Source organism: Marinobacter sp. RI1 (assembly GCF_041155085.1).
GTDB lineage: Bacteria > Pseudomonadota > Gammaproteobacteria > Pseudomonadales > Oleiphilaceae > Marinobacter > Marinobacter nauticus.
The window spans coordinates 3012307-3026643 of record NZ_AP031605.1; the positions used below are offsets into that span (position 1 = coordinate 3012307).

12 protein-coding genes are annotated in these 14337 nt (G+C 57.4%); 2 read left to right on the top strand and 10 right to left on the bottom strand.

The features are described from left to right. Window position 1: 1 nt before the first annotated feature. Window positions 2-796 carry a CsiV family protein gene (locus tag ACAM27_RS13615; protein WP_113879073.1) on the top strand — a complete coding sequence of 265 codons (795 nt, stop codon included), beginning with the start codon at window positions 2-4 and terminating at the stop codon, window positions 794-796. Here the strand turns inward: ACAM27_RS13615 and ACAM27_RS13620 are convergent. From ACAM27_RS13620 to ACAM27_RS13640, 5 genes are read right to left on the bottom strand one after another with little or no spacing between them, the layout of a single operon-like run. Then, window positions 777-1565 carry an S-methyl-5'-thioinosine phosphorylase gene (locus tag ACAM27_RS13620; protein WP_023009890.1) on the bottom strand — a complete coding sequence of 263 codons (789 nt, stop codon included), beginning with the start codon at window positions 1563-1565 and terminating at the stop codon, window positions 777-779. The two genes, ACAM27_RS13615 and ACAM27_RS13620, sit on opposite strands and share 20 nt — an antisense overlap. Beyond that, window positions 1562-2803 (bottom strand): mechanosensitive ion channel family protein, encoded by a 1242-nt coding sequence (locus ACAM27_RS13625; RefSeq protein ID WP_014421076.1) that lies wholly within the window; start codon window positions 2801-2803, stop codon window positions 1562-1564. Before ACAM27_RS13625 ends, ACAM27_RS13620 begins: the two co-directional genes overlap by 4 nt. Window positions 2804-2826: 23 nt before the next feature. Further along, complete coding sequence (locus ACAM27_RS13630; protein WP_022991585.1) at window positions 2827-3327, bottom strand: L,D-transpeptidase; 501 nt, start codon at window positions 3325-3327, stop codon at window positions 2827-2829. 58 nt (window positions 3328-3385) lie between these two features. Then, a complete protein-coding gene (locus ACAM27_RS13635; protein WP_011785412.1) occupies window positions 3386-4063 on the bottom strand; it encodes a TetR/AcrR family transcriptional regulator in 678 nt (225 codons plus the stop codon). A gap of 60 nt (window positions 4064-4123) precedes the next feature. Continuing rightward, entirely contained in the window at window positions 4124-5017 is an 894-nt protein-coding gene (locus ACAM27_RS13640) for a hypothetical protein (RefSeq protein ID WP_022991586.1), read from the bottom strand. A gap of 157 nt (window positions 5018-5174) precedes the next feature. Between ACAM27_RS13640 and ACAM27_RS13645 the strand changes: the two genes are divergently transcribed. Beyond that, window positions 5175-5792 carry a riboflavin synthase subunit alpha gene (locus ACAM27_RS13645; RefSeq protein WP_199452216.1) on the top strand — a complete coding sequence of 206 codons (618 nt, stop codon included), beginning with the start codon at window positions 5175-5177 and terminating at the stop codon, window positions 5790-5792. Window positions 5793-5795: 3 nt separating this feature from the next. On the opposite strand, the gene ACAM27_RS13650 is transcribed toward ACAM27_RS13645, so the two are convergent. The 5 genes from ACAM27_RS13650 to ACAM27_RS13670 form a co-directional block, all read right to left on the bottom strand. Further along, a complete protein-coding gene (locus ACAM27_RS13650; protein WP_222534646.1) occupies window positions 5796-6935 on the bottom strand; it encodes a class I SAM-dependent methyltransferase in 1140 nt (379 codons plus the stop codon). 194 nt (window positions 6936-7129) lie between these two features. Further along, window positions 7130-8185, bottom strand: coding sequence for a class I SAM-dependent methyltransferase (locus ACAM27_RS13655; RefSeq protein ID WP_031210457.1), 1056 nt, complete (start codon window positions 8183-8185; stop codon window positions 7130-7132). A gap of 133 nt (window positions 8186-8318) precedes the next feature. Beyond that, complete coding sequence (locus ACAM27_RS13660; RefSeq protein ID WP_014421070.1) at window positions 8319-8492, bottom strand: hypothetical protein; 174 nt, start codon at window positions 8490-8492, stop codon at window positions 8319-8321. Window positions 8493-8618: 126 nt separating this feature from the next. Then, entirely contained in the window at window positions 8619-9296 is a 678-nt protein-coding gene (can, locus tag ACAM27_RS13665; RefSeq protein ID WP_011785417.1) for a carbonate dehydratase, read from the bottom strand. Window positions 9297-9364: 68 nt separating this feature from the next. Beyond that, window positions 9365-14245 carry an NAD-glutamate dehydrogenase gene (locus ACAM27_RS13670; RefSeq protein WP_113878987.1) on the bottom strand — a complete coding sequence of 1627 codons (4881 nt, stop codon included), beginning with the start codon at window positions 14243-14245 and terminating at the stop codon, window positions 9365-9367. Window positions 14246-14337 lie beyond the last annotated feature (92 nt).

Genomic DNA, 14337 nt, shown 5'->3' on the forward strand with positions numbered 1-14337 from the left:
CTTGCAAGCTCACATTTTATGCTCCCGGCAAACCCTGGCCAGTGCGGCGCTGTTCGCCTCAGTTGCATTCACACCGGCTACCCTTTGGGCCCAGGGCGCTTCAGGCAATGTCCCGAACGACTACTACCGGGCAGAGCTGGTGATTTTACAGCGTCTGGTGGACCCGGCCGGCATTGAAGAGCAGATGGCGAACAAGTCGGTGGAACCTGTCGAAGAGGCCGGCAAAACCCTTTGGGTGGAGCAGGAATCCGGGGAGCGGGTAACCGAACTCAACCTGGTACCCCGCAACCAACTGCACCTGGGCGAGGCGGCCAACCGGCTCGAGCGAAGCGGTAACTACCGGGTACTGGCGAGTGCCGGCTGGTATGAAGCTTTTCCGCCCGACTACGAGGGCGAACCTCTGCGTGTCGCAATCGGTGACTGGCTGGCCGAGTCCGGCCAGCGAGCGGTGGAAGGCCAGATCACCATTGACCGCCAACGCTACTTGCACGTTAATGTGCAGCTTAACCACTGGGCCGTCAGCGACCATCCCGAGGCTGTGCCAGCAGAGCCTGAAACACCGCCTCAGACCGAAGCGGTTGCAGAATTTTCCGATCAGGACTCGGGCAATACACTTGATAGCGAAACCGGTGGTTCAGCATCAGAAGGCACCGGTACCGCTTACCAACTTCGTCCGGCACCAGTAGAACTGGTGACCTGGATTCGTGAAACGCGGCGGATGCGCAGTGAGGAAATCCACTTCATCGACTCCCCCACCGTCGGCGTCCTGGTTTTCTTCAAGAAGATTGAGGGGTAAGCGCAAGCTGCCCCAGACTTGCCATTGAACGCTCCAGAATCTGCCGAACGCCGGACATGCCCTGGGCAATCGCTTCTTCAATCTCGGCCATGGTAATAATGTGGTCGGTTTTACCCGCAGCCCAGTTCACCACCAGCCCGAGGCTGACGTACCGCAAGCCCAGCTCTGCCGCCAGCACTGCCTCGGGCATGCCGGTCATACCAACGATGTCACAGCCATCCCGCTCCATCCTGCGGATTTCCGCCGCCGTCTCCAGCCTGGGCCCCTGCGTCGCGCCATAGACGCCAAACCCGGAAAATGACAGCGACGCCGCGCGAGCAGCATCAATCAACACCTGACGCGCTTCCTGATCGTAGGGCCAGGTAAAATCAATGTGTGTAACTTCCTCCAGCTCGCCTTCGAAGAAAGTGCTGGCCCGGCCCCAGGTGTAGTCGATCAGTTGATCCGGGATCACGATGTGGGCCGGCCCCATATTGGCATGTATGCCACCAACCGCGTTTACTCCCACCAGCACCCGAGCGCCGGCATCATGCAACGCCTGAATGTTGGCCCGGTAATTGACCTGATGGGGCGGAATGCGGTGCGGGTTACCATGACGCGCCAGAAAGATAACAGGCTGATCACCCAGTTGCCCCCGCACCAGCGTGGAGGAGGGCTCACCCCACGCAGTTGTCACGGTCTCTTCTCCGGTGATCTGGATATTGCTCAGGCTGGTCAGCCCCGTACCACCGATAATGCCTACCGGTACATTGTCATTCGTTACTGTCATTCCCCGTCTCCGGAATCTGAATCGGCTTCACCGTAACCGCCATCATGATCGATGTTTTTTCCGGATTTTCCGGAATCAGCATCCTTGTCCGAGGACTTGTCGTTTGAGTCCTCACGTTTTGAGGAATCACGCCCGTCTACCCGCACCCCATCCGGCAGATGCAGCGTGCGCGTCGGGAAGGCCACCTCGGCACCATGGTTTTCGATGATGTCACTAATTTTCAGTAACACATCTTCCTTCACCTCATGGAAACGCACCCACTGGGTGGTTTTGGTAAAGGTGTACACCATGATATCCAGTGACGATGAATTGAATGCCAGAAAATTAACAATCAAGGTCTCGTTGGCATCAATCTCTTCATGATTCTTCAGCATCTCCCGGATTTCGTCCACGATGGTTTTCATGGAATGCACGTCGGCATAGCGAATGCCGATGGTCTCGTAGATCCGGCGATTGGTCATACGTGATGGGTTTTCCACTGCAATAGTGGTAAACGCCGCATTGGGGACATAAAGCGGGCGCTTGTCGAAGGTGCGAATGGTGGTCAGTCGCCATCCGATATGCTCAACCGTACCCTCAATGCTCCGATCCGGGGATCGAACCCAATCCCCCACCTTGAACGGACGGTCCAAATGGATAATGAACCCACCGAAAAAGTTCGCCAGGAGATCTTTCGCGGCAAAACCAACCGCGATGCCCCCGACACCACCAAATGCCAGCACGCCTGAAATACTGAAGCCCAGGGTTTGCAGGGCGGTCAGCGCGGCGGTAATAATCACGACCGCTCGCGACAGCTTGCTGATGGCATTGACCGTGGTGTAATCCATCGGCTTGCGCATCTTGATCGGAGAGGTGAGGATGTTCTCGAACTGTTTGATCAGCCGGATAAAAAACCAGACCACCACCCAGACAAAACCGATCTGAAGCAACGTTCCGTTGGCCTTGAAGACCTCAGCCTCGGAAAAATGGTGTGCCACTTCGGCAGCCCAATACACCCCCTGGAGCCATACGAAAGCCACGACAGGCCGACGGACCGCGTGCAGAATAGCATCGTCCCACAGGTTATGAGTGCTGGCGAATTTGCGCTCCAGCGCAGAAATCACATGACTGGCAATGTAGGCAACCGCCGCCGTACCCAGCACGAGCAGGAAGACGAGCACACCGGCCCGCCAACCCTCAGACAGCAACCCGAACTGCTCTATCCAGCCATTCAGTACACCCAAAACTTCGCCAATCATCCTGTCCCTCTGAATTATGCGGGTTAATAGATACTGACCGGGGTCCCCGCTGGAACCCGGTCAAAAAGCTCAACAATATCGGTATTGCGCATCCGGATGCAGCCATGGGATCTGGCAACCCCCATAGGTTCACTGTCCGGCGTGCCGTGGATATAGATAAAACGACGAAAGGTGTCTACCCCCGGCCCACGGTTTCGCCCCCATTCACAGCCACAAAGCCAAAGTATACGGGTAAGAATCCAGTCGCGCCCCGGATTCGCTGATGCCAAACTCTGGCTGTAGATCTCGCCAGTGGGACGGCGCCCGCGATACACCGTATTTAATGGCTGCCCTGCCCCGATTCGGGCGCGGACATAATGCTTGCCAACAGGGGTACAGCCACTGCCGTCGGCCTGGCCGGGGCCATTCAGGCCAGTGGATACCGGGTAGCGGGCAATGATATCACCCGATTGAGTAGCCAGTGTCAGGAACTGATTGGCGATATCAATGGACAGGGTAACCCCGGGGGGCTTGTTATCGGGCATTGGTAACGACTTCCCTCCGGCTGCGAACCAGAGGGAAGACTACCCGAGGCGGGGGAGTTCAGGCAACCGAAACGCCTGAAGCGGTAGGCGGCACCAGCATTTTGTCTGGCGCCTTCATGCCTGCGGCCAGGAACGGCACCAGGCGTGCGGCAATTTCCTGAACCGTGGTTTCAACGCCCAGCTTGTTTTCGAGAATATCAATCAGGGCATCACTGCTGGACATGGTGAAGGCCGTCGCTCCCAACATGAACTGGATGCGCCAGTAGCGATCAACCGAGGACAACTCGGGCGTGGCCTCTTTGAGCAAGCGCATGAAACGACCAAATGGCTCACTGTATTCCTGTTCGAGGAATTTACGCAGGTGGCCCTGAGACTGGGTATAGGCAAGACCGAGCAAGCGCATGAAGATGGATATGCCTTTCTCATTACGCTGAGGCATGCGCACGGCACTCTCCGTAAGCGCCCACAGGGTCTGGTTCAGCGTGGGCGGCTGGCCATCACAACGCTCTTCGAGTTCATCAAAGGCGGTATCCAGGGTGGCCGAAAACGGCGTCAGGAACCGGGCGAACACGGCGTGGATCAGGGCATTCTTTGACCCAAAGTGATAATTGACAGCGGCCAGATTTACCTTAGCCTTGCTGGTAATCATACGAAGCGATGTTTCCGAGAACCCACGCTCGGCAAACAGCTCTTCGGCAGCGTCAAGAATGCGGTCAACGGTATCAGACTGCGCCATTTTGTCGTCAGAGCCTCTAGCAAACGTCTGTTTGAAACATACGTTTGAAGGCCTGTCATGTCAAGCTCGGTCTTCAGGAACCGCCGCCACCGCCTGCCAACCCCGGTCTATCGCGTCCTGATTGCCGTCGAAAAACGCTTGCTGGACTTTGCCATAGGCTTTCTCGGCTTCCAGCAGATAGATAAGATACAGCCGAACATGTTCCCGCCGGGTAAGATAACGCGGCAACACCCGTTGCTCAGACAGTCTGAGCAATTCACTGAAGCGGGTATGACGCAGTGTCGGGTTGTACTCTGCCATACGCGCACACTGCCATATCAGTCCGTCCTTTCCCTCCAGGTGGGCCGCATGTTTGCGGGCATCCCGAAGCATGCGCTGACGGCGAATGATTAAATCCATATAGGAGGGGCTGGACGTGTAAATCCGACGGATAAACGGCACTCCCAGCAACAGAATAATCACGAAAGCACCAAAACCTCCACCGGCTACCCAGGCCGGCACAAAACCGGTCAAACCACTGAGGAAAAACGTCGCAGCCAAAAGGGCACTGAAGATCCACAGGTCCCGGCTACGCCGCGCAGCTGCCATCTGATAGTTATCCGGCCAGTCCGACATAGCCAGCAAGTTGAAGTCCATCAGCAGAACCCGGTCACACTGCCTTAGCATAAGACGCAGCTTGCGCTGTCGCGACTCCGCCAGCGCCTGCTCGATATCCGGATTCTCCGACCCGGTCTCGGCAGTCCGATCCTGCGACTCCTGCGCCCCGGGCTGCTCGCTGCCAGATTCAGCGTTCGGGCCCTGGTCATCGTCAGCCTGCAGGGCAGCGGTTCTTTGCGCGGCATTGAGGGCAGATTCCGGTGTTGCCGGCACCGGATCAGCGGCCCGACCGGGGCGAAGGACCGCTCCGGATGCATTGGCCGGATCTGTCTTGTCTACTGCTGTATTTTCCGCCATTGAGCTCACTGTTCTTCAGGTTCTTTATGCAAGTATCGACCTTTACGAACAATTCTTGAATGTCGGCTTTGCCGGCATACGCGGCTTGCTGGCTTCTTGGCAACACTGACAGGCACCGGTATGCTTGCGCCAATCAACGGGTTTCAGGAGATTATGTATGTTTACCGGTATCGTTCAGGGCATTGCACGGGTCGAAAACGTGATCGCGGCGCCGGGCCTGAGTACCTTTTTGATCGATTTCCCGGAAGATCGGGTTCAGGGCGTAACCATCGGTGCCTCGGTTGCCATCAACGGCACCTGCCTGACGGTTACCCGCCAGGAAGGCCAACGGCTGTACTTCGACGCCATGCAGGAAACCCTGCGCCTGACCACCCTCGGCGACCTGAAACCCGGCGACGAAATCAACTTCGAGCGCGCCGCCCGAATCGGCGATGAAATCGGCGGCCATCTGCTCAGTGGCCATATCCACACTACCGCAACCATCGTCGATATTCTGCGGCCGGAAAACAACGTGACCCTCTGGTTCGAACTACCGGAAACCTGGGCGAAGTACATCTTCCCCAAAGGCTACATTGCCGTCAATGGCGCCAGCCTGACCATTGGCGAGGTGGAAGGTAACCGCTTCAACGTCCACCTTATCCCGGAGACCCTGCGTGCCACCACGTTCGGGAAGGCCACCAAGGGGCAAAAGGTCAACATCGAGATTGATAGTCAAACCCAGACCATCGTGGATACCCTCGCGCGCCTCGGCTACGATCGCCCGGCGACGGTCTGAGACTCACACCGCGCCATTCCGGGCTTCGAACACCACGAATTTCGGGCTTGCAGCTCTCTGTTCAACGCTGCTGAAGTACTGTTTCAGGGAACGGTGATACCCCAGGTGGCGATTGCCCACCATCAATACGCGACCGCCCGGCGCCAGATGCCGGGCGGCATCCCTGAACAGTCTCAGTGCGATGTGATCGCCCACCACCCCACCTTCATGGAAGGGTGGGTTCAATAGAATAAGCTGGTAGTCAGGCAAATCATCTGCAATGCCGTCCTGATGCCATAAGCGTACGCAATCGCCGCCCTCGTACCTGCTCAGGTTATGCTCAACACTGGCAACGGCCTGGCTGGATACGTCACTGAAATGCACTTCGGCACCCGGTCTGCCGGCAAGCGCAGACAACCCGAGCACGCCATTTCCACACGCCAGGTCCAGAATCCGCCCGGCCGGGGGCACTCGACTAACCGTCTGAGGAATCAGCGGTAACAACTCCCGCGTGCCAATATCCAGCTTTTCTCTGGCAAACACTGCGGGCAGTGCCTCGACCGGCCCAGGCAATCCTGCCACCGGGTACCCGCGCCATTGCTCCTGCCATTCCGGCAATGTGGCCGAGCCACCACGACACACCACTACCCGCGCCTTTTTGCGGGCAGGCAACACCTGTTCGGTGACCACCGCACTGGCGAACACATCAACACTACGATCGGGCAGATGCTTGATCATCCCGCCCGCCAGTATGCGCCCGTCTTCCGCCAGCACGCTGTTGAGCCACCGTAACAACCAGGCCAGATAACCGGCCTGACGGGGAATACGGAGCAGCACCAGATCAAAGGGCCCTGAGGGTGGCCGACGCCAGTTCAAAACCGCGGGGCAGTCGGGCAACGCCGGATTGAGCGAAGCGTTCGTCAACAGGGAGTGGGCGAGCGTCGCGCTGTCGGCAACTGTCTGCGGCTGATAGCAGGCAAGCCCGAGGGTCAGCGCACCAAACTGGTCGTCCACCACCAGCACGCGCAAACCGTCTGCCAGATAAGGCTCCGCAGCCGACAACAACAACTCGTCGGCAGCGTCCCAGGCGCGCAGCCCAGCCGTTCCGCCAGGCCGGATCAGGCGGAGTTCACCGGCAGGTGTCTGGAGTCTGGCAGTTGTCATTTTGGGCTTCCGTTGGCAGCTTTCGGGAAAATAAACACTTTTAGGCTGTTTATTCTAGAAATTAAACCTAAGTTAGGGGTGTTCACGCCGAACACCTTTCCGGTCATGCCCCAGCCCTGACCCGGCTGGCCGGCCGCATTTTTCCGGACAAGATCTTTTGCCCCTTACCCCAGGGGCTTTTTTCTGTCTGTTTTTCAGCCCGACTTTTTCCGAAATGCCCGGTAAACGGTAAACCGCCGGTCCTGCGCAAGTTTCTCAACCGGGCCGATGTGTTGTCGAATCAGGGCTTCATACGGCAGAAAACTGTTGGCCACCAGCCTCAGCTCGCCGCCGTGCGCGAGATGCGCGGCCACCTGGGCCAGGAACTGCTCGGTCATGGATGTATCGGTTTTTACACCGGTGTGGAAAGGCGGGTTGCTGATCACAGCCGGCCAGTTGCCTTGAACGGCAGCCAGGCCATCAGCGGCAAAAATCTCACCGTTTACCCCTGCCTTACGGTAACTTTCCCGGGCACAGAACACGGCCTGCGCCTGAACATCGGTCCCATCTACTCGAATCGGCTTCTTCCCCGCCAACTGATGAAAACCATGCAACCAGGATCCGATAACGCCTGCACCGCAAGCGAAATCGAGCACCCGATCGACACCCAGGGGTGACTCAGCCAGGGTTTCCAACAACATCCGGGTGCCATCGTCCAGTCGACCCAGACTGAAAACGCCTGGCAAGCCGGCAACAGAGAGCGCCACGCCAGCGCAGGAAAGCTCCGTCCAGCTGAGCCAGTCAGTCAACCGGAATTCGGTCAGGGGTTGGGTATTTCTGCCGCACCAGACCTGGCAATGGCGGGCGCTGTCGACCTTTACAACCTCCCCGGCGACGACGGAAAACTGCTTTATGGCACCGGCAATGCCTTCCTTCTTCTCGCCAATAACCACCAGTGCCGCACCTGGTTTGCCGAGGTAACGGGCCAAAGCCAGGCGGAGCTCACACTCAGCCCGGGCTTTAGGCAAAAATACCACCACGGTATCGCAAGAGCCCTGCTGCTGCCGATCAGGCTCGTAACCAAAACAGCCAGCCCAGTCAGTGTCATGGGACAGGATTTGCCAAAGACCGGCGTGCTCGGTCATCGCGATACCGGGAACCGGGCATCGGGGCAAAAGCGATGCATCCGAGACGCCTAACAGCGCTGGGCGTCCATTCAACAGATGCGCATTGCGGAGCAGAACTTCGTGGGTATTGGGCAGTGCAGACATGGGTAGCGGACCATTGCCAGAATCATGAGCCGCGTATGCTAACCGGAAAAAAGCCCCGAGTCTGCCCTGTGGCATCAGTCGGGGCTGTCGCTATCGGGGTCGGCCTCTGGGGCCGCCCGGGAAGAGCCAGATATTATTTGTAACGTGCAACCGTACCCACACGCAGGGCGTCTTCAGGTGACATTCCCCAATCTTCCGGGGTGCGTGCTTCGGTGCGCTTGGCCTCAGCCCTTGCGCTATCCATGGCAGAACTTTCGTTTCTGCGGGTTCCCAGTGCCTGCAGGGCTTTCTGCATCAGTTCTTTCATGGTTTACCTCCCTTACTGCTTACAGTTGCTACTGTAACAGACGCAGAAGGTCACTACTGTGATGACGCCACGGGTCAGGAAGTGACGGACATCACGATTTTTTGACAGTTTTTGACAATCTTCGCATTATATTTTTTGGCGCCCGGAGCGGACCGGTCGTTCGATCAGCTCATCCAGACTGGACTGACGAATCGTTTCCCGGTCTGCCTCACTGGCGATCGAGAGCCCCATATCCCTCAACAACCCGTCGGCCACGTCGTAAACGAAACCGTGCACGGTCAATGGCTGGCCGCGACGCCAGGCTTCCTGAACGATGTTGTTCTGGCACACATGCCCTACCTGCTCTACCACGTTCAGCTCACACAGGCGGTCTACCCGGTCCTGCACATTGGGAATGGCGTCCAGTACGGACTGGTGACGGTCACGCACGTCCTGAACATGGCGCAGCCAATTTGAAATCAGGCCAAAGCCTTCGTTCAGCAATGCCGCGCGCACGCCACCACAACCGTAATGCCCCACCACCAATACGTGTTTGACCTTCAACACTTCGATGGCGAACTGGAGCACCGACAGGCAGTTGAAATCCGTATGCACAACCACGTTGGCCACGTTTCTGTGCACGAAAAGTTCACCGGGGAGCAAGTCCACAATCTGGTTCGCAGGTACCCGACTGTCGGCACAGCCGATCCACAGGTACTCCGGTGCCTGCTGGTTCGAGAGCCGGTCAAAAAACTTCGGGTCCACCGACTTGATGCCATTGGCCCAGGCCCGATTCTTGTCCAGTAGATGTTTCAGTGGTGCCATTATCTTGTTGCTCCTGCCATTGATTCCCGCTGCGGGATTGAACGGGAATCAACGACATAACGCAATAGTCAGTTGGTCGTTACGTCTTCCGGGCTCTGGTGCATAGTGCTTTGTGCCAGGTCCAGCAGCTCCCGCAGTGCGACCGAGAACATGGCGTATTCCGGTTCCCTTACGCCTTTGAGTTCCGCCAGCATCGCGTTCCAGCGATCAATCATGTGCTGGTTGCGCTGCTCCCAGGCGTTCACACTATCGGTGACTTTCTCCGGGCTTTCAGCGGTTTTCAGCACACCGGTGGTCAGGGCCCGTTGCTGCCAGTCCAGATCCTCCCGGAAGCTTTCCCGCGCCAGGGCCTGCCAATGGGAACTTGGCGTCAACGCTGCGATGGCATTGGCGAACCAGGTCAGGTCGAGACGGTCACCCAGATCGTAGTACAGGTTGGCCACCGTTTTCAGCGGCATGCCTGTGGCTTCCTGTGCCTCGATAATACCAAGAGAGGAATACAGATAGCCGGTTCCTGCCAGCACCGACGCCAGTTCCTTCGGCAAACCCGCAGCCATCAGCTGATCATTGCGTTTTTCCCAATTGGCACGAGCCTGGTCGCCAAGGTATTCCGGCAGACCCGAGGTAATGGCCCAGACGCTGTCGGCAAACCGCTCCATGTGACTCTGGATATTGAGTTCTGCCCGGCGATTACGAAGCAACCAGCGCACAGCCCGACGCATCAGACGCATCAGATCCTGCATCAACTCCATCTGCAGATCCGCGGAAACGTGGAAATCCAGCGCTTCAATCTTGTCCCACCAGCTGTCGATGCGGAACACATCCCGGGCAATAATCCAGGCCAGGGCAATGGATGCTGCGTCCGCCCCGGTAGACTGGTTCAGGCGCTCCACAAAGGTAATGCCCATGTGGTTAACCATGTCGTTGGCGATCTGGGTTGCGATGATCTCCCGTCGCAGTTGGTGTTCACCCAGCTCTTTCGAGAAACGCTTGGTCAGATCCCGCGGAAAGACCTTGTACATCTCACCAGCCAGCAGAGGATTGTCCGGCAGATTACTGTCGATCAGCACCTGCTTCAGATCCCCTTTGACGTAGGAGATCAGCACCGACAGTTCCGGCCGCGTCAGCCCTTTCTTGGCCAGCTTGCGCTCTGACAGGGTTTCGTCATCCGGCAGGAACTCCAGTGCCCGGTTGAGCTTGCCTTCGCTCTCGAAGGTATTCATCAGCCGACGATACTCTTCCAGCCGGGTGGCGGCATCCTCGCTGGCAATACTGATGGCCTGGGTCTGACGGTAGTTGTTCTTCAACACCAGCGAGGCAACATCATCAGTCATTTCCTCCAGCATGATGTTGCGCTGCTTGCCAGTCAGATCGCCCATGGCTACCGCCCGGTTGAGCAGGATCTTCATGTTCACTTCATGGTCAGAGCAGTCGACGCCGCCCGAGTTGTCGATGAAGTCGGTATTCAGGCGACCACCCTTCAGAGCGTATTCAATCCGCCCCATCTGGGTGAAGCCGAGGTTACCGCCCTCGCCTACAACCCTGCAACGCAGCTCGGCACCATTGATCCGCAGGCCATCATTGGCCTTGTCGCCCACGTCGGAGTGGCTTTCACCGCTGCCCTTCACGTAAGTGCCAATACCACCAATCCAGAGCAGGTCCACTTCGGCCTTGAGTATGTGACTGATCAGCATATTGGGCGGAACGCGGTCCGCCTTGATGCCCAGCAGCTTTTTCATTTCCGGGCTGACCGGAATGGACTTGGCATTACGGCTGAATACGCCGCCGCCCTTTGAAATCAACTTGCTGTCGTAATCGGTCCAGGCGGAACGCGGCAGTTCAAACAGGCGCTTACGCTCCTTGTAGCTGCGTTCGGCGTCCGGGGTCGGGTCAATGAAGATGTGGATATGGTTGAAAGCGGCCACCAGCCGGGTTTTTTCCGAGCACAGCAGGCCATTACCAAACACATCGCCCCCCATGTCACCGATGCCGATGGCGGTAAATTCATCCACGGCCGGGTTGATGCCCATCTCACGGAAATGCCGTTCCACCGAGACCCAGGCGCCCCGGGCAGTAATGCCCATTTTCTTGTGGTCATAACCGTTACTGCCACCGGAGGCGAAGGCATCTCCCATCCAGAAGCCATATTCCGCGGCCAGGCCATTAGCGATGTCGGAGAAGGTGGCGGTGCCTTTGTCAGCCGCCACCACGAGATAGTGATCGTCTTCGTCATGGCGGATTACCCGCTCCGGCGGCTGGATGCCGGAATCCACCAGGTTATCTGTGATATCCAGCAAGCCCCGGATGAATGTTTTGTAGGCCGCAATACCCTCTGCCTGGAATGCCTCCCGGTCAGACGGATCGGGCAGACGCTTGGCCACAAAGCCACCCTTCGCGCCCACCGGCACAATGACGGCGTTTTTCACTTGCTGCGCTTTTACCAGGCCCAGAATTTCTGTGCGGTAGTCCTCGAACCGATCCGACCAGCGCAAACCACCACGGGCCACTTTGCCACCACGCAGGTGAACCCCCTCCACACGAGGGGAATACACAAAGATCTCGAACATGGGTAAGGGCAGCGGCATGTCCGGAATCTGCGACGGGTCAAATTTCACACTGATGTAGGGCTTGGGCTGGCCCTCGCCATCCGGCTGGTAGTAGTTGGTGCGCAACGTCGCCTGCATCAGCTCCAGATACAGCCGTAGCACGCGATCCTCACTGAGGTTCTCCACTTCATCCAGGCCGGCGTTGAATTCGATTTCCAGTTTCTGCTGAGCCGCCTCGCTTTTACCCTTACTCTTGAAACGCTCAGGGTTGAATCGGATCTCAAAGTATTCCAGCAGGATCCGTGTCAGGTTGACGTGGTTGACCAACGTGTTGGAAATGAACGTCTGACTGTTGGAGAACCGGATCTGGCGCATGTAGCGGGCGTAAGTACGCAGCAACGCGATCTCACGCCAGCTCATGTAGGAGGACAACAACAGGCGGTTAAAGGCGTCGTTTTCGGCTTCACCGTGCCAGACCCGGCGGAACAACTCTTCGAAAATCGGGCGAATACGGTGAATATCCACCATATTGCCGGTGTGGGATTGCAGGGTAAAGTCATGAATCCAAACCGTTTTACCCGTTCGATCAATCACCTCAAACGGGTGCTCGCCAATCACCCGGAAACCGAGATTGTCGAAAATCGGCATCACATCCGACAGTGGCAGCGGCTCGTCCGGATAAAACAGTTTGAAATGCAGCGTGTTCTCGTCTTCTTCCAGGGCCCGATAGAAGCTCATGGCCAGATCATCGTCGCGGGCAGAGGCAGTGATGTGCTCCAGGTCGATGGCCGCCCGGCGGGGTGAAAACATGTCAGTGTAGCTGGCCGGGAAACCGCCTGCCCAGACGCGATACAGCTCATTGCCCTGCTCTTCGCCATAGGCTTCGCTTAATGCCTCGTAGAGGCCGTCTCGCCAGGATTGGGCGAGCTCAATAACCTTGTCGCGGATCTCCGCCAGCGGCAACTGGCGGTTTTCCACCTGTGGCACCCGGATGGTGAACTGTACCCGGGCAAGCACCGACTCGGAAAAATGAGTAACAAACTCAATGTCCTCGGCCTCCAGGCGATCCAGCAGCACCTGTTCCACCTTCAGGCGCAGCTCCGTGTTGTAGATGTCCCTGGGGAAGAAGGCCAGACAGGTTACAAACTGGCCGTAAACATCCTCCCGCATGAACAGCTCAATCCGGCGACGTTCCTGGATGTACAGAATGTTCTTGGCAACACGCAGCAGTTCGTCGGTTTCAATCTGGAACAGCTCGTCCCGCGGATACAGCGTCAGGATCTGCTCCAGCTCCTTGCCAGCGTAATCGTCGGTCAGGAAGCCGGATCGCTTCATCACGCTCTGGAACTTGCGCCGTAACAGCGGAATCTCATCGGGACGCTCGTTGTAGACTCGAGCGGTGTATAGACCGAGGAAGCGGCGCTCACCCACCACTTCGCCCTTGCTGTTGAATTTCTTGACCGCAATGTAATCCGGATAGGCCGGCCGGTGCACGCGAGACCGCTGCGCCGATTTGGCGAAGATGAAGATGTCATCGGAACGGGTCATTTCATGGCGGGTACGCTGTGGCAGCTCATTCAGCCGAACCCGATCCGGGCGTTCGTTGTTGACCCGAAGAATACCCAGCTCCGAGTTCTCCACCCGGCGTACCACCATGCCCTGCTTGTCCTTGGCAAAGTCGTATTCGTCGTACCCCAGGAATGTGAAGTGGTCATCCACCAGCCAAGACAGAAAAGCCCGGGCTTCTTCCTTACCTTCCTCACTGATTCCAGCCGTGGTGGCATCCAGCTCCTTGACGATCTCGCTGACCTTCTCTTTCACAATCGGGAAATCACCCACCGCAATGCGTACCTCATGCAGCACTTTCTGCAGAGTCTGCTCCAGGTCGCGCAGGTCTTCCGGGGCACTGTGGCGGTCGATTTCAAGCACGATGAACGCTTCGTAGCTTGCGTCCTTCGATGCCTTTTTGGTGGTGTGCAGTTTCTTCAGCTTACCATTGTCATCCCGCTCCACTCTCAGGATGGAATGCTGAATGGAGTGGGTGCCGATTTCCCGCTGATTGATGGCCATGCGCAGGGAATCAATCAGGAACGGAATATTGGGATGGAGAATGAAAACAACGCTGTGGGTGGACTGCCAGCCGTCGCTTTCCAGGTCCGGGTTGAACACCGAAACCGGGGTTTCATCGGCACTGCGTTTTTGCAGGAATTGCCACGCCGCCAGGACGGCACCGTAGGTATCCGAGAAGCGGCGACTGACCAGCTCCTCCAGAGGAATATGAGCATAATGCTGTCTGGCAAAATCCGCGATCTTCTTTGCCTCGGTTTTTGCAATCTTTTCTGAGAACGCATCGGCCAACTGTTCGAAAAACTGATCCTTGCTGGCGATTGTCAGCGCATTCATATCCGACCTCTGGTTTGTGTGAAAGAAACGTAATCAGGGTATCGTCACATAAGCATAGTCAAACCCTTGATTTTTGCCGGCCAGACGCCAAA